General features: G+C 39.5%; 15 protein-coding genes. 3 read left to right on the forward strand and 12 right to left on the reverse strand.

All coding sequences use genetic code 11. The features are described 5' to 3' along the window. Nucleotides 1-219: 219 nt before the first annotated feature. The 7 genes from HNR53_RS08150 to HNR53_RS08180 all read right to left on the reverse strand — a co-directional run bounded on the left by HNR53_RS08150 (nucleotide 220) and on the right by HNR53_RS08180 (nucleotide 8,109). A complete protein-coding gene (locus HNR53_RS08150; RefSeq protein ID WP_246439419.1) occupies nucleotides 220-1,968 on the reverse strand; it encodes a glycoside hydrolase family 3 protein in 1,749 nt (582 codons plus the stop codon). A gap of 21 nt (nucleotides 1,969-1,989) precedes the next feature. Beyond that, nucleotides 1,990-2,832 (reverse strand): HAD family hydrolase, encoded by an 843-nt coding sequence (locus HNR53_RS08155; RefSeq protein ID WP_184524743.1) that lies wholly within the window; start codon nucleotides 2,830-2,832, stop codon nucleotides 1,990-1,992. Between the two features lie 165 nt (nucleotides 2,833-2,997). Further along, nucleotides 2,998-3,852 carry an SDR family oxidoreductase gene (locus HNR53_RS08160; protein WP_184524745.1) on the reverse strand — a complete coding sequence of 285 codons (855 nt, stop codon included), beginning with the start codon at nucleotides 3,850-3,852 and terminating at the stop codon, nucleotides 2,998-3,000. A gap of 22 nt (nucleotides 3,853-3,874) precedes the next feature. Continuing rightward, on the reverse strand, nucleotides 3,875-4,927 hold the full coding sequence (gene uxuA / locus HNR53_RS08165) for a mannonate dehydratase (RefSeq protein ID WP_184524747.1): 1,053 nt from the start codon (nucleotides 4,925-4,927) through the stop codon (nucleotides 3,875-3,877). Nucleotides 4,928-4,940: 13 nt separating this feature from the next. Beyond that, on the reverse strand, nucleotides 4,941-6,356 hold the full coding sequence (uxaC, locus tag HNR53_RS08170; RefSeq protein ID WP_184524749.1) for a glucuronate isomerase: 1,416 nt from the start codon (nucleotides 6,354-6,356) through the stop codon (nucleotides 4,941-4,943). A gap of 80 nt (nucleotides 6,357-6,436) precedes the next feature. Next, on the reverse strand, nucleotides 6,437-7,078 hold the full coding sequence (locus HNR53_RS08175) for a bifunctional 2-keto-4-hydroxyglutarate aldolase/2-keto-3-deoxy-6-phosphogluconate aldolase (RefSeq protein WP_184524946.1): 642 nt from the start codon (nucleotides 7,076-7,078) through the stop codon (nucleotides 6,437-6,439). A 311-nt stretch (nucleotides 7,079-7,389) separates the two neighbouring features. After that, nucleotides 7,390-8,109, reverse strand: coding sequence for a GntR family transcriptional regulator (locus HNR53_RS08180; protein ID WP_184524751.1), 720 nt, complete (start codon nucleotides 8,107-8,109; stop codon nucleotides 7,390-7,392). Nucleotides 8,110-8,446: 337 nt separating this feature from the next. On the opposite strand from HNR53_RS08180, the gene HNR53_RS08185 reads away from it, so the two are divergent. Further along, nucleotides 8,447-9,211, forward strand: coding sequence for an IclR family transcriptional regulator (locus tag HNR53_RS08185; protein WP_184524753.1), 765 nt, complete (start codon nucleotides 8,447-8,449; stop codon nucleotides 9,209-9,211). 70 nt (nucleotides 9,212-9,281) lie between these two features. On the opposite strand, the gene HNR53_RS08190 is transcribed toward HNR53_RS08185, so the two are convergent. The 5 genes from HNR53_RS08190 to HNR53_RS08210 form a co-directional block, all read right to left on the reverse strand. After that, nucleotides 9,282-9,956: a DUF2642 domain-containing protein gene (locus tag HNR53_RS08190; protein ID WP_184524754.1), complete on the reverse strand. Its 675-nt coding sequence runs from the start codon at nucleotides 9,954-9,956 to the stop codon at nucleotides 9,282-9,284. Nucleotides 9,957-10,034: 78 nt separating this feature from the next. Then, entirely contained in the window at nucleotides 10,035-11,087 is a 1,053-nt protein-coding gene (locus HNR53_RS08195) for a spore coat protein (protein WP_246439421.1), read from the reverse strand. A 122-nt stretch (nucleotides 11,088-11,209) separates the two neighbouring features. Further along, nucleotides 11,210-12,301: a CotH kinase family protein gene (locus HNR53_RS08200; RefSeq protein WP_184524755.1), complete on the reverse strand. Its 1,092-nt coding sequence runs from the start codon at nucleotides 12,299-12,301 to the stop codon at nucleotides 11,210-11,212. Nucleotides 12,302-12,665: 364 nt separating this feature from the next. Beyond that, complete coding sequence (locus tag HNR53_RS08205) at nucleotides 12,666-13,454, reverse strand: hypothetical protein (protein WP_184524756.1); 789 nt, start codon at nucleotides 13,452-13,454, stop codon at nucleotides 12,666-12,668. Between the two features lie 293 nt (nucleotides 13,455-13,747). Then, complete coding sequence (locus tag HNR53_RS08210; protein WP_184524758.1) at nucleotides 13,748-14,236, reverse strand: CarD family transcriptional regulator; 489 nt, start codon at nucleotides 14,234-14,236, stop codon at nucleotides 13,748-13,750. Nucleotides 14,237-14,499: 263 nt separating this feature from the next. On the opposite strand from HNR53_RS08210, the gene HNR53_RS08215 reads away from it, so the two are divergent. Together HNR53_RS08215 and HNR53_RS08220 are read left to right on the forward strand one after the other, a co-directional pair. After that, nucleotides 14,500-14,697, forward strand: a complete 198-nt coding sequence (locus HNR53_RS08215) for an IDEAL domain-containing protein (protein ID WP_184524760.1) — start codon at nucleotides 14,500-14,502, stop codon at nucleotides 14,695-14,697. A gap of 200 nt (nucleotides 14,698-14,897) precedes the next feature. Then, the gene (locus HNR53_RS08220; RefSeq protein ID WP_184524762.1) at nucleotides 14,898-15,302 is read left to right on the forward strand and encodes a c-type cytochrome; all 405 of its coding nucleotides are present in this window, start codon (nucleotides 14,898-14,900) and stop codon (nucleotides 15,300-15,302) included. Nucleotides 15,303-15,865: the final 563 nt, after the last annotated feature.

The raw sequence follows: 15,865 nt of genomic DNA on the forward strand, positions 1-15,865 counted from the left end.
ACTACCCTGTAGTTAGATAATATATGTAAACGCTTTATTACGCAAGCGTTTTTTTATAAATTATTTAAAGAAAATATCTTCCATTTTTAAAATTGTCATAGTTTTATCACTGGGAAAAATGCTGCGAATATGCATGGTAAAATGCAGACTGTTCCGGCCAAACAGAAAGAGACTGCCGTGGTAGACAGTCTCTTTGGTTATCATCTTAAGAGCAGATTTTTATAGTCTTGTCTGCCATTTATTACACCAAACATTTTCGTTTGCTGTTCCACGGAATTCTGATTCGCCCATGATTTTGCCGATCACAGATTTGATCGTGATTTCATCATCATGGTAAGCATTGATATAGCATTTCACCATTGGAACGTCTGTTAAATGGGTTGTAAAGTTTAACGAAACGAATATAGTAGGCACCTCTTGTACATACCATGGCACTTCATTAGACATCGCTGTTTTCCACTGAATACGGTAATTGTTTTGCGCGCCATATCCGATGACATCAGCGAAAACAAGAGCGGCATCTACTTCATCACGGTATTTTAATGTCGGACCTTTTACGCGAGTAGTTCCATCATTAACCGTGACTTCAAATCCGCGTCTTTCCAATTCAGCAACAATAAAATCAAGTACTTTTGAGTTTGCTTCGTAAATTCCGCCTTTTTCACCTTCTAAGAAATAAAGACGGATCCGTTTATGTGTTTCGGGACGGATTGGCAGCTGATCAAAGGTGTTTTTCACCAGTGTGATTCCTTTATCAGCGGCACGTTTGGCCCGCTCCATATGATCATCACAGCCGACAACCTTTAAGTCTTCTTTTGTACGGAAGATCGATCCATCTGCTTTTGCCTTGTGCAGCCCGGATTTTGCCTTTAACCCTAATATTCTTTCGAGTGCATCTTGAAGACGTTCTTCCGTAATCACACCATTTTTGTATCCGTTCATCATAAATCCAAAATCTTCTTCAATATTATTAAAGAATAAGAACATGTCACAACCGGCAGCAATCGCCTGTGGAACATAGTCTTCACGGCGCATAGCAGAGGTCATCCCTAACATATGGGTAGCATCTGTCAACACTAAGCCGTTAAAGCCCAATTTCCCTTTTAGAAGGCCATTAATTAACTCAGGGGCTAATGTAGCCGGTAAAATATCTTTATCCTCTAATCCTGGTACCAATGCTTTTTGGTATTCAGGCAGGGCAATATGTCCGGACATGATTGAATCGACACCATTTTCAATATGGTTACGGTATACTTGACCAAATGATTCTTCCCACTCTTCAACCGATAATAAATTTTCCCCTAATACTAAGTGCTGATCGCGCTCTTCTGTTCCATCGCCAGGCCAGTGTTTAATACATGAAACAATATTACTTTCTGCAAGGCCTTTTAAATAGGAGTTTGTGTGTTTGATCACGGTTTCGGCTTTTGTACCGTATGCACGGGTGTTAACAATCGTATTTCTCCAATTTTTCAAAATATCGACACACGGATCGAAATTCCAGTTCACCCCGATCGCTCTTTCTTCACGCCCGCTGACATAACCGGCATCATAGGACACTTGCTCATCTCCTGATGCTTCACACATTGCTGCGGCAGCCACATACGTTCCATCATTACATGCCCCATTACCGCCGGCATCACAGTTTGCTGCGACTAATAAAGGGATTTTGGTATAGGATTGTAAATCGTTTAGTAAACTTTGCACTTGCTCTGCAGTACCGCCTTGGTAGCGAGCACCGCCGATGTGGAATTTTTCTAGGAGTTCTTTGTTTGTATAAGTATTACCGCTAAATTTGTCTTCACCAAAGAAAAATAAGTTGATAAATAATTGCCCGATTTTTTCTTCATCCGACATGCCAGAAATGGTATCCTTTACCCATTTAATATCTTCATCCGATAAGTGATACGGTTTTGCCTTTAAATCCACTTTAGGCATTGGGATATTTTGTGCAATTTTTGGTTTCATCGTAAACAAACCTCCTGCCGTTTATTTCAAATTATCATTGAATTCTTTGATTAATTGCTGCTGATATTCTCCGGCGAAGGCACCATCGATAAACTTGGCTAATGCTTCATTTTTAAACCGATCCCAAGAGAACTTCTCTTTTCCGACAAGAATAGGGTAATACAGGACACCATTCTTATTCGCTGCGTCTAAGTCGCCAGGTGCATCGCCGACCATTAATACATGTGTATTGTCAAAGTCGAATTTCTTCATTTCTTGAATACAATAAGCTTTTGTTCCGGCTTCTTGACCTAGCATAACGTCTACATGTACAGCAAGTTCATGTCTTGTCCATTCATCTAAAACCGCTGCTCCGTTAGCAGAAGAAACGATGGCTACATTGGCCACATTATTAGCAGCCTCTAATCCTTCTTTAGCGCCTTCAACTGGCTTGTCGCTGCCGGCTAATTTTGTTTCAATCGCATGATTAACCGCATTGCTCCACTGCAGTGCTTTCTTTAATTGCTCATCATTTGTTTTATCGATTTCTCTTTGCAGAGATGGAGCTGATAGTTCTGAAGTTGTTTCTGCCCATTTTTTAAAAGAAGAGATATCCGGCATCTCAATTCCTTCTTTTTCTAAAGCCGCAAATGTGGCTACAACCCCTTTAAAGCGATTGATCCCTCTTGTTTTTGTATAAAGATTGATATCGTTCCAAACTTCAAGAAAATGATCTTTAATATGATGAAGCTCCCAAGTATTCACAGCTTCTGGACCAAATGCCACTTTGTGTTTTATATCCATCGTGTCCATGGCGCAGCCGTCTGAATCGACACAAACTAGGAAGTCCTTTGTTTTTTGAAAATCCTCAATTCTATCCTTCAAGTAAATAACCTCCCAAATGCTTCATATGTAAATCTATCCGTGCTTCTTTATCCTTTGAAAAAAAATAGAAGCTTATCCAATGAAAAACCTATAAGAATACATAATGAAGGCTGCTACCCGCGTAAATCAGGGGGTAGCAGCCTAATGAAATATCGTGTTAACTAATTAAACGCCAGTATACGAAGAGAATCCGCCATCGATAGGAAGAACAACGCCTGTTACAAAGCTTGCTGCTTCTTCGCTGGCAAAGAATAGAAGTCCACCGATTAATTCTTCTGCCTCGCCAAATCTGCCCATTGGCGTGCTGCCAAGAATCTTTCCAGTACGTGCAGTTGGAGAACCATCTTCATTAAATAATAATTTTTCATTTTGTTTTGTTACTAAGAATCCTGGTGCGATCGCATTAACACGGATACCTGTTTTAGCAAAGTAAGTAGCTAACCATTGTGTAAAGTTGCTGATCGCTGCTTTTGCTCCGCTGTATGCTGGAATTTTTGTTAATGGTGTATAGGCATTCATCGATGATACATTGATGATGTTCGCGCCTTTCTTGCCAATCATATCTTTGGCAAATACTTGAGAAGGAAGCAAAGTACCTAAGAAGTTTAAGTCAAAGACAAATCCTACCCCTTTTGGATCAAGTTCAAAGAACGTTTTTAGTTCAGGATTGTTTTTAACTGCTTCTACATCATAAAATTCATCATCCGTTGTTCCGCGAGGGTTGTTACCGCCTGCACCGTTCAATAGAATGTCACAAGTACCAAGCTCTCTATCGATGATTTCTTTCGCTTTTTCAAGAGCTTCTCTATCAAGTACATTTGCGGCCACACCAATTGCTGTGCCGCCAGCAGCTTTAATTTCTTCTGCTGCTTTATCTGCTGGTTCTTGATTCAAATCCACGATCGCCACTTTTGCTCCGCATTCAGCTAACGCTTTGGCAAAATAAGAACCAAGCACACCGCCGCCGCCTGTAACAACAGCAACTTTATTTGTTAAATCAACTTTAAATGGAACTGCCATGATTAAATCCCCCTACTGTGAATTATTTGCTTTGACGACTTTTTTGTTCAGCTTCCCATAAACCAGTTAAATACGTTGCCCCTAAGGCACGGTCAAATAATCCGTAGCCCGGTTTGCCCGTTTCTCCCCAAATCATACGGCCGTGGTCAGGACGGATTGGACCTGTATAATTATTATCTGCCATTGCTTTAATGATTTCGTACATATCGATTGAACCATATTCAGACACGTGCGCAGATTCTTGGAATGACTTTCCGCCAGTCAGCTTGATGTTACGCGCATGAACAAAGTTTACACGGCCCTTTTCAAGGAAATAACGAAGCATTTCAGGGAAATTATTGCTTGGTTCAGCACCTAATGAACCGCTGCACATGGTAAGTCCATTGTTCGGGCTGTCATATAGGTTAATAAATCTTTCCAGATTTTCTTTGTTTGTAATAATACGCGGCAAACCAAAGATATCGTATGGAGGATCATCCGGGTGGATCGCCATTTTTACATTGGCTTCATCAGCAACCGGCATAATCGCTTTAATGAAATATTCAAGGTTTGCCCAGAGTTTTTCGTGATCTACATTTTTGTAGTGATCAAATAACACTTGTAAATCTTCTTTCTTGTAGCTGCTGTCCCATCCTGGAAGGGATAATTCACCACTTAATGGGTCCATCTTTTTGATTTTCTCTTCTTCAAAAATAAGTGCTGTTGAACCATCCGGCAGTTCATACTCTAATTCAGAGCGAGTCCAGTCAAAAATCGGCATAAAGTTGTAGCATACGCACGGAATGCCGGCTTTACCAAGGTTGCGTAATGTTTCTTTATAGTTTTCAATATATTTGTCACGTGTTGGAAGCCCGATTTTAATATCTTCATGAACCGGTACACTTTCAATAACAGAAATATGCAAACCTGCATCTTCGACTGTCTTTTTTAATTCCATAACCTTATCAAGCGGCCAAGCTTCCCCTACAGGGATATCATAAATAGCTGTTACAATCCCTTTCATTCCGGGGATTTGACGGATATACTCTAAAGGGATCGAATCAGTTTTTCCATACCAACGGAAACCCATTTCCATTTTCTTTTCCTCCTTAATCTAACTCTATACTGAAATATTTTTTTGCATTATTAAAACAAATATTCTCAATCAGGCTTTGCAGCATCGCTTGGTCATTTGGGATTTCTCCAGCTTCTACCCATTCTCCGACTAAATTACAAAGAATGCGGCGGAAATATTCGTGGCGGCTATAAGATATAAAGCTGCGTGAATCTGTCAGCATGCCAACAAAGTGAGCCAGTAAACCTTGATCCGCTAATGAAGATAATTGGCGAATCATACCCGGTTTTGTATCATTAAACCACCAGCCGGAACCGAATTGAATCTTGCCCGGAATACCTGACTCTGCCTGGAAGTTTTGAATCGTGCTTCCAATGAGTTCATTGTGAACAGGATTTAAATTATAAATAATAGTTTTTGGCAGAGCATCCTGCTGTTCGCATGCATCAAGCAAAGCATTTAATGGAGCAGCTACTTCACCTTGGTCACTAATCGAATCAAACCCGGCATCCGGTCCAAGTTTCTTGAACATTTTCGTATTATTATTACGGATCGCACCAAAGTGGATTTGCATCGCCCAATCTTTTTGCTTGTATTCCTTGGCAAGGAAAATCAGGAGCGCTGTTTTAAATTTCTTTTCATCTTCAAGACTGACCTTTTCACCTTTAAGCCCGGCCAGATAAATTCGTTCTAATTCACTTGGCTCTGACTGAGCAAATGGAATTTCACTTAAACCATGGTCAGAAATGCGGCAGCCTTTATCGTGGAAATATTGCACTCTCTCACCGATAGCTTGTACATATTCTGAATAAGTGGATAACGCTTTATTCGTTACTTTTTCAAGTGCTTTGACAAAAGGAACAAACGTATCTTTATTGATTTCTAATCCTTTATCCGGACGGAATGTCGGAAGGACCTTAACGCCGAAATCCTTTTGCTGCTTAATTTGTTCATGATAGTGCAAATCATCTGTTGGATCATCTGTTGTACAAATGACTTTGACATTAGATTTTTTGATTAAACTTTGACAAGAAAACTCGTCCTGCTGCAGCAGTTCATTACATTGATTCCAAATTTGTTCGCATGTATCTGGATTCAGTAATGCATCTATATTAAAGTATTTTTTTAATTCTAAATGTGTCCAATGATAAAGCGGATTCCCCACTGTAAAGGGAACCGTTTCCGCCCAGGCCTTGAACTTTTCTTTCGGATCCGCGTCTCCGGTAATATACTTCTCCGTAATACCATGCGCTCTTAAGCCTCTCCATTTGTAATGGTCGCCTTCAAGCCAAAGTTCTGTTATGTTGTTAAACTTTCTGTTTTCAGCAATATCCTTTGGTGAAAGATGGCAATGATAATCATAGATGGGCATGTCTTTTGCGTATTTATGATATAAGTCAACAGCTGTTTGATTATTTAAGATGAAATTATCGTGGATAAAAGATGCCATTCACTTTTCCTCCCCTTGTCTTAAATGTGTAAACATTGAAAAATTTATTTATTTAGAAGGATTCAATTGATCCGATATTTTTAAGCTTTTACGGATGCGATTTTATCCATGAATTGGCGTGCTACTTGTTCAACGGAGCTGTAATCTCCATTTACTACACCTTTTGTTAAGGCGCTGCCAATTCCAACGGCAAATGCACCATTGTTGATCCATTTATCAACGTTATCAACGCTTACACCGCCTGATGGCATTAATGCCACATGGGGGATTGGACCTTTCACATCTTTAATAAAACCAGGGCCCATTAAACTTCCAGGGAAGAGCTTTACAACATCTACACCCAGGGTTAGTGCTTCCATGATTTCAGTTACTGAACCGCAGCCAGGCAAGTATGGTACGCAGTAGCGGTTACACATAACAGCAATTTTCGCATCAAGATGAGGGCTTACAATGTAACGTGCACCTTTCATAATGGCGATTCTAGCTGTTTCTTCGTCCAATACTGTACCCGCGCCGACAATCATGCCTTTTTCGCCTAAAGCCGATAATTCGGCAATAGCATCCTCTGCTCCAGGAGTAGAAAACGTCACTTCTAGAGAACGAATTCCGCCTTTAAATGCCGCTTTTGAAATTTCAACTGCATCTTGTTTATTTTTCCCGCGAATAACGGCAACTGCATATCCTTCATGCATTTCTTGGAGAACTTCAAATTTCGGTAACATCATTCAACACCCCTGCTTGAGTTTCTTTATATGTTTTATCTTTATTGATAGCAAAACGTTAAAGCTTAGAAACCAGCTACACTTTATTTTTATCAAACAAAAGGCTGATCCATTTCATTCAACTATTAATATGTACATCCCATGGAAATATATCCGATAACGAATCAGCTGTTCATTTGACGCATATACAGAAAAAAAATTCTGTATACTTGTATACTAGCATACTCTTATGAGTGTGACAAGCGAATATTGTATGCTTTTACATTTTCTTTATAAAAAAAAGAGGCTGAAAGCTCAGCCCCCTTTAATCCTTATTGAAAGATCGGCATTTTATAGGAAAGATCAAAATAATCGGCATAAGGGCTGTCAGGCTGATACAATTTTCCCCAATTCTTTGTCGGCTTGAGAATATGAGTATGGACAACCTCTTCTACATGTTCGATATCCTTTTCCTCAATCACTTTGATAATATTTTTATGCTCTATGAATGCCGTATAGAAAGAATTCTCCATTTCTGAAAGAACCCTCATCCGATTATAATGGGTGCTCAGCCTTGTAATCGCATCCCAAACATGCTCTTTGTTATTTCCTTGAAAAATAATTGAGTGAAATTTAGTATCCAATTTATGGAATGCTAAGCCATCTGTAGCTTTTCGCTCAATGATCTCCTCTTGTAAAGCTACATTCCGCTTCAGCTCACGCAGCTTGTCTTCCGGAAAAGAATCACAGGCCATCTTCATAATTTCTTTTTCTAACGTGTAGCGCATAAAAGCCGCTTCCTCAATTAATTGCGGTTTTATTTTCGAAATATATGATCCCACCTGTGGAAGTACTTCAACAAGGTGCTCTTCTCTTAATTTTCCCATCACTTCCCGTATAGGTGTACGGGATATTTGCAATGCATCAGCCAGCTCTACTTCACTGATTGCTTGACCCGGCCTTAGTTTTAGCGACATGATCCCTTCTTTGATGACCCTGTATGAATATTCTTTGTTGTTCTCACCGGCTAGTCTTGCAGATCCTTTAAACATGATCTTTTACACTCCCATTGTTAGTTAATGATATCCGATAATGTTGTTAATTTTTATTATAACGACTTAGTAATAGTTAGATACCAGATAATATCCGGAAAAAAGACATTATACTCGATACTAGTATTCTAGCATTCGAAATTTATTTTTTCTAGTCTAAATGTATTCGCTTTCAGTCATTTTTTTGGAATTAGTTCTTTTATTATATTTCTTTATACCCAAAAAAAGAAAAGACAGCCGCATAAGTCATCTATATGGCTGACTTACACAAAATTATTTATCTATGCTACAATGATCTTTAGTCAATCATATTAGTTTTTAGGAAAGGAAACTCTCCATGATTCAGAAAGAAAGGGTTCAATCCGTTGAACGTGCTCTTACCATTCTTGAAATTGTTGCGGAACACGATGGAATTGGCCTGACCGAGATAAGCAAGACGGCACAATTAAATAAAGCAACCGTTCATCGTTTATTATCCACTTTAATCTCCATGGGATATGTGGAACAGAACGAAAAAACAGGGCATTATGAGTTAACATTCAAATTATTTCAATTAGGAAATAATAAGGTAGAACAAATCGATTCCTTTAAAATAGCCCGAAGCTATATCAGTGAGCTATCTAATTTAATTGGAGAAACGGTTCACCTGGTTGTTGAAGATAATAAAGAAGTGGTCTATATTGATAAATTTGAACCTAGTAAAGTGTTATTCCGGATGCATTCAAGGGTTGGAAAAAGAGCGCCTATGTACTGTACAGCAGTTGGAAAAGCATTGCTTGCCCACTATACAGACGAAATCATCAAAGAAGTATGGGATAATAGTGAAATAAAACAAATCACCCCGAATACAATTACGGATTTCGATTCATTTATGCAGGAGGCAGCCAGGATTCGCTCAAATGGATATGCGGTTGACAACGAAGAGAATGAAATGGGGATTTACTGCATTGCTTCTGTTTTTTATAACCATAAGGGAATGGTGGAGGGTGCTTTTAGTATCTCTATACCGATGGTACGTTTTAAAGAAACAGATCCAGACTTTTATATCAAAAAATCACTGGAATACAGTACGAAGATTTCCCAATCTCTTGGATACCGCTGATTATGGGAAGCATGCAAAAGAAAAACCAATGGGCAACGGTTCATCTGTTCATTGGTTTTCCTCCTGTACATTAGGGAATATGCACTGTTTTTAAATGAGTTAATTTCCAAAATGTGTTGTTCCCCTGGGCATTGACAAGTTCCACTATATTATTGGCGACGCTTTTTAGTACTCCCACTTTATTTGGATGATCTCCGAGATCAAAAACAAGCAATTGATTTTCATATTTTTTAATTTGTTCATCGAATGATCTAGCTAAGGGAATCGCAGCCGGCACAACGGGTAATTCTTTATTGCTTAAAAGATAAGGTGTAAGCTGTTTGGAATACGGGGTCAGCCTTTTCAAATGCTGCATGGAAATAAAAAGATTTTTATAAACGGGGGAATAAAATACCACATAGTCATTTAACACACTCGTAATATAGCCGTGTATCGATTTATTGCCTGTCACAAAAACTTCAAGAAACTGCCCTTTTGCATTTGTGAGAATTTTACGATAGGAAATTTCCTCTTTCTCCTGTAAAAAAGGCATATCCTCAGAAGGCTGCGGTGTATCTTCCTCATTAAATTTCTTTTCTCTTTCCTTTATATTGTGCAGATGCAGCATCGGTATATAATGATAGTCCTGACCATCAAACAGCACCAATATATCAAGACCTATATCAATGAGGATCCCGGAAAAGACCGTTTTGCCTGATATTTCAACTTCCACTTCCTTACCGCAGAGATTCTTTAATCCATTCATTCTGCCTCCTCCTTTCACCCTTATTAGACAAATGGTGCACAGCAGGTAATGCTTATGCACCATCATCAACAATTAGATTTAACCTTTCCAATGATAATCGATTGTTTTGGTAACCTTCTCAGAGCTTCTTGATTTGCTTCGTGAACTTTTGGAGGAATCTTTTGTTTTATTATCCTTATTTTTATTTTCGTTGGAGGAATTTTCTGCTTGGTTATTGTTTTGATTATTGTTTTGGTTGTTATTTTGGTTGTTATTTTGGTTGTTATTTTGATTATTGTTTTGCTGCATGGATCCTTTTGCACCGGAACTAATGCTGCGGATGTGATATGGATGGATGCGCAATACTTCTTCATTGCTTACTAATGTATAGTGACCGCCTGAGTTTTCAACAAGTACACCTTCCATCGCCTCTGGACCACCACGGTTAATGGAAACCCATTTATGCTCTAAATGTTTAAAAACGCCGCCAAAGTCAGACGCATCAATAGCTTCCGGATAAACAATTTGCTGCTGATTATTATTGTTATTGTTGTTATTGTTGTTATCGTTGTTATTATTTTGATATTTACTTACACTTTTGATATGGTGAATATTAAAGTAAACAATTCCGTCATCCTCTGTATAAAGATGGAGAAAGTCATTTTTCACTCCCAGTAATGCTCCATATTTTGATTCAGGACCACCCTGGTTAATTTGAATCGTTTCACCTGCCAGCTGTTCCACTAGTTCTGCGAAGCTGTCGGCTTCAGAAAATTCCACTGTATCCTCCTGTTGTGACTGCACCATTTGCGCGGAGTTGGACTTTGAATCCTCGCTGATACTTTTGACATGCTGCGCCTGATAATAGACCACTGTATTATTATTGTTGTTATTATTGTTGTTATTATTGTTGTTATTGTTGTTATTGTTATTGTTATTATTATTGTTGTTGTTATTGTTAGCGTAAAGTGTCACATAATCTGATTTTACATCTAGTAAAGTACCTGTTTTTGATTCTGGTCCTCCCCGATAAATTGTTACTGTTTTTCCTTTTAAAGACTCAAGAAACGAATGATATGATTGTGCTGCAGCACTCATAGTTTTCTCTTGTGACGTGCTGTTTGGCTTAGCGGCTTCCCCATTGTTACTCATATGAATCCTCCTTGTTATATATCCATATTGGTTATTAATACTGCATATATACGTATCACGGACTGGTTTGGCATGAGAATTTCGCCTAAACAAGTTAAATTTCGCATTAGCCTATTGCTACTTTAATCCAAATGGCTAAGCTGGCTCTTGATATACCTGCTTCTTGCCTGAATAAAATCAATAATGATATCCGGTTCCTTTTCAAAAAGTTCTATTCTGTCCTTAACGTATTGGTCCCTCGCTACATATGGACGAATCAAGTGATACATCGTTTCGATTTTCGGTCTGAGAAACTCTGCCGTATACTGATTCGCCAAGATCTCCAGAAGCAGCTCCTTGTATCTCCTGCGAAAGGACGGGACTGCCAAAAGCCTGGCTGTTAAAGTATTAAAGCCTTCAATCCGTACATAATCCTCGGGCATATCCTTTCCATTGACATCCCTGCCCCATGTGGCATCATAATCCCATGGTATGATTTCGAAAAGCCCTGTTTGATCACTGCGGTATAAAGCATAGTTATGCACAAACCCATCATAATTTTGTGTCAGAACAACACCTGACAGCCAGCGAAGGTACTGTTCAACGTTAAGGTATTGAATGATTTCCTTTTCAAACTCAAGTTTCGAAATGGTGTTGATTTTAATAATCAAATCCTGCAAATAAAAGTCCGCTTCTTCACTTCCGCATTTTTTTTCATAACCAAATTCCAGCGACTGCTTTACTCCCTTATCCAAGTCACTCATTAAAGAAAAATTAGCATCGCCATCGACCGCATAAAATATAGCCCCTTTAGCCAAATTGCGCTTCGCTAAAAAGTATTCATCTACCGATTCCAATTCAAGATAAAGGCCTTCATTTTTCCCATTTATTTTTAGAAAAATAAAGCGGGACTCCGGCGACAGGCAGCCAATTTCAGAAAAAAAGTCTAATGATAATTTATTTCTGATATGAGAAATGTCTTTAAACTCAGCATTGAGGTGAACTTCCTTTGCCCTGAGGTACGTTTTCGGCTTGTAGAAGATAATATGGTAGGATTTTTTCTCGAAGCCGCGAATATGTGATCCGCGGTAGGCGAAGTCAATATCAAGTTTTTTCTTGTTTATTTTTAAAACGGCTGGAAGCGGATCATCAATCCAAATATCCTTTCGCAGTTCCATGACATCCTGCGGATGAATATACAGCTGATATTCAGGGACTGTCTTTCCAGAGGTCATATTTGTCATCCTTTCTCTCGAGGCCATTCCGGTTGCCTTGTCATATGATTCAGATTCAGGCTGAAAATACATTGAACGGCAATGATCCCAGCCTCCTAAAAGAAATAGCTTGCTAGTTTAATCCTATGAAGTATCTGTAGCAATGACACTATAAGATACTCGTCTATTTTTAATAAATTACGCGTTTGTCTCATGCAAGAAGAGGACAATATACGTACTTTAAGGTAAGAGGAGAAAATGTAAGATAGATATATTTGTCTTATAGGGATAATCAATGTGTTTCCATTTCTCCTATATAAAAATAAGGAGGTTAATTTTATGGGTTTTTTCTCCAATCATGATATTCAGGAGGCCGTAGAAACCGCTAGACATCATCGACTAGACGATTTTCTTTTTCAAAATCCATTTGGCAAAAGGCGTTCCAAACGTCGAGAGGCGGTACAGGAAGAAATGTGTGTTGAGAGGAAGCAACATGAACCTGTTCAAGAAGAGCATGCTCAATGTGAACCTGTTCTCGCAGCGGTAGAGAATGAACGTGATACATGCCGAAGCAGGGATCGCCATAGAACCCGCGGTACGCGCAGAAGTTCTCGCCGTTCTTGCAGAAGTTCACGCCGCTCCGGCAGAAGCACTCACGGTACGCGCAGAAGTTCTCGCCGCTCTTGCAGAAGTTCACGCCGCTCTGGTAGAAGTTCACGCCGTTCTTGCAGAAGTTCTCGCCGCTCTGGTAGAAGTTCACGCCGTTCTTGCAGAAGTTCTCGCCGCTCTGGTAGAAGTTCACGCCGCTCTGGTAGAAGTTCTCGCCGTTCTTGCAGAAGTTCACGCCGCTCTGGTAGAAGTTCACGCCGCTCTTGCAGAAGTTCACGCCGTTCTTGCAGAAGTTCACGCCGCTCTGGTAGAAGTTCTCGCCGCTCTGGCAGAAGTTCCCGCCGTTCTTGCAGAAGTTCACGCCGCTCCGGAAGAAGTTCACGCCGTTCTTGCAGAAGTTCTCGCCGCTCTGGTAGAAGTTCCCGCCGCTCCGGAAGAAGTTCACGCCGTTCTTGCAGAAGTTCACGCCGCTCTGGTAGAAGTTCCCGCCGCTCTGGAAGAAGTTCTCGCAGAAGCAGCGGCGGTCCTCGCTCCCGCCGGCGCCGACGCCGTCGTTCTCGTTCACGCTGCTCACGCTGTTCACGCAGCTCATGCCGATGCCGATGCCGTTCCAGACAAGAAGCGCAACACTTTCATTATAATAGCCGCTATTGGAAAGATGGAAATATGTATAAATTAAGAATGACAAATAGAGACTAGTATCAAATTCGCTTTAGAAAAGAAAGACTTTTACTGAATGAAGTTCAATACGAAAGGTGATATCCGCGGATACCACCTTTTTTCAAATAGAGCTATATTTCGTTCCATATGGTTTCAACAAAAATAAAAACCACCATAAAAGAGAATGGCGGATACTTTTCAGCTTGATCTTTTTAATAAGTCAGCTGCCTGGTTTTCAGAAATATTATTAATCATGCTAATCTCACTTATGATGTTTCTTTGCGCCTGATGCAGCATTTGTTTCTCACTTGCGTTCAGACTCTTTTCCTTATTTTGGTACATAAGGTCCCGGACAACTTCTGCAGAGTCACTCATTTTTCCGGTTTTCAATTTTTCTAAATTAAGCCTATACCTTTCTTTCCACGGCAAGGAACTATTTGGTTCTATATGATGAAAATCGAATAAAATATGATTCATTGTATCTCTATCTACTACCGAACGAACACCCAGCTGATCCATTTTTGCCAGTGGAATCATAACATCCATATGACTAATCGGAATGGTAATCACACAATATGACTGCTTTTCACCTTGAATTTCCTTATCTTCAATTGCTTTTATCATACCAGCCCCATGCATTGGATAAAAAACTTTGTCACCTATCTGAAACAAACAATTCACCTCCATAAGCTTACAATTTCATCATATCACTATTTTCTATTAAATTCAAATTTTTAATTTTACCATACACATTATTTCGGGTCAAACATTTTCTATCTCCTTTTTACACTTTTTTATTAGTTAAAAAAAAAGCTGCGCGGGCAAGTATTTATTAGAATAATCATATTGTTATCGCAAATAAAAATTTTGATAATTTTCCCAAGGCAAAACAATTGAATTTTCACACTTTCCTTGTTATAATCGAAAAAAGGTTAAGGAGTTGATTTCCGATGAAGAGAAATTTTCTTAATGCACCTCAAGACCCTGAAGTAGAAAACACTAATTTACAAATTGCTGAAATGGTTTTGGACAAAGCACTTCGTGATTTCCAAAAAGCTCAATTATTAAAGGAAATCGACTTCTCACTGCGCGACAGAAATAAAGAAAAATTTATGGCGCTAACAGAAAAACTAAAACAAATTTCTTAATTGATGATAGCTATTATAAAACGTATTTTTTATAGAACTAAAACCCGATTTCCACTGTGAAATCGGGTTTTCTTTGCTTGCGTTTCATTTTCTCTGCTAGGTCGCATCCTGTTTCGGCAAAAGAAAAAAATTTATTTTTAAGAGCTTAGAAAGCATAATAATTCACCTTTTAACAAAACATGTAGATGGAGGTGAAATTTATGAAGAAATTATTATATGGTCTATTATGTTTTGCCTTTCTGGGCTTCCTGTCAGCCTGCGGCGGTGGCAATGACAAGGCTGAACAAGACACAGGCACGACAGAAAACAATCAGGCAAATGATCAAGCAGGTGATGAGGGCACCGCAGATGGGCAGGCTGCCGATGAGACAACCCCTGCTGCTGATACCGGTGAAGCTGAATCTAAATTTCAGCAAAGCTGTTCAGCGTGTCATGGTGCGGATTTAGTCAGTGGAACTGCTCCTGATTTGAATGCAATTGGTTCAAAATACTCCAAAGAGGAAATTTTAGGGATCATTGAAAATGGCGGGGCCACTATGCCTGCCGGACTTCTAAAGGGAGCAGATGCAGAAGCTGTTGCAGCTTGGCTTGCTGAGAAAAAATAAGAAAAGAGGAGCAGAACTGCTCTTCTTTTCTTACCGTAAAAACCGAAGACCGATAGACCCCCTTTTGAAAGGCGTGTTTTGGTTAGAGGGAGGGCGTCTTGGATTCGGATAGCTTTAGGTTTTCGTGGTGAGGTTGTCTGAATGTACCTGGGATTCGGACAGCTTTTCCGGTTCTCCGGCTGAGGTTGTCCGAACGGACCCTCCTTTTAAACAGCTTTTCAGCTAACTCAACCCGGCCAGTCAAAATCGGAGCCAATTTACGCAGTATTTTAGCAAAAAATGCTGTCGAAATAATGGTTATGAAAATGATTTAATATTATGTAAAACCGCCTTATAATAAGTAATAGGCGGACAGCGCGTGTGGCTGTCATGGTAATCGGCGTAGGTGGGGCCGCTGCCAAGAAATTGTAAAAACGCTTTCAGGTATCACTAAAATTTATCCATAATTATGGTATAGATGAACGATATAGAACAACTGCCATACATAGTGCATAAGGGGGGCTTAGCGATTAGAGGCTAAGCTTTTTTTATTTATATTAGTTTGGAACGGGAAATACACCCCG

The sequence above is a fragment of the Bacillus benzoevorans genome, from assembly GCF_014207535.1.
In the GTDB taxonomy this organism is placed as follows: domain Bacteria; phylum Bacillota; class Bacilli; order Bacillales; family Cytobacillaceae; genus Bacillus_BD; species Bacillus_BD benzoevorans.

Bases quoted from the DNA above. Each gene is read 5' to 3' on its own strand.
- HNR53_RS08150 (WP_246439419.1), bottom strand. From the start codon at position 1,968: ATGAAACCAAAAATTGCACAAAATATCCCAATGCCTAAAGTGGATTTA.
- HNR53_RS08160 (WP_184524745.1), bottom strand. From the start codon at position 3,852: ATGGCAGTTCCATTTAAAGTTGATTTAACAAATAAAGTTGCTGTTGTT.
- uxuA (WP_184524747.1), bottom strand. From the start codon at position 4,927: ATGGAAATGGGTTTCCGTTGGTATGGAAAAACTGATTCGATCCCTTTA.
- uxaC (WP_184524749.1), bottom strand. From the start codon at position 6,356: ATGGCATCTTTTATCCACGATAATTTCATCTTAAATAATCAAACAGCT.
- HNR53_RS08175 (WP_184524946.1), bottom strand. From the start codon at position 7,078: ATGTTACCGAAATTTGAAGTTCTCCAAGAAATGCATGAAGGATATGCA.
- HNR53_RS08180 (WP_184524751.1), bottom strand. From the start codon at position 8,109: ATGTTTAAAGGATCTGCAAGACTAGCCGGTGAGAACAACAAAGAATAT.
- HNR53_RS08185 (WP_184524753.1), top strand. From the start codon at position 8,447: ATGATTCAGAAAGAAAGGGTTCAATCCGTTGAACGTGCTCTTACCATT.
- HNR53_RS08190 (WP_184524754.1), bottom strand. From the start codon at position 9,956: ATGAATGGATTAAAGAATCTCTGCGGTAAGGAAGTGGAAGTTGAAATA.
- HNR53_RS08195 (WP_246439421.1), bottom strand. From the start codon at position 11,087: ATGAGTAACAATGGGGAAGCCGCTAAGCCAAACAGCACGTCACAAGAG.
- HNR53_RS08200 (WP_184524755.1), bottom strand. From the start codon at position 12,301: ATGACCTCTGGAAAGACAGTCCCTGAATATCAGCTGTATATTCATCCG.
- HNR53_RS08210 (WP_184524758.1), bottom strand. From the start codon at position 14,236: ATGGAGGTGAATTGTTTGTTTCAGATAGGTGACAAAGTTTTTTATCCA.
- HNR53_RS08215 (WP_184524760.1), top strand. From the start codon at position 14,500: ATGAAGAGAAATTTTCTTAATGCACCTCAAGACCCTGAAGTAGAAAAC.
- HNR53_RS08220 (WP_184524762.1), top strand. From the start codon at position 14,898: ATGAAGAAATTATTATATGGTCTATTATGTTTTGCCTTTCTGGGCTTC.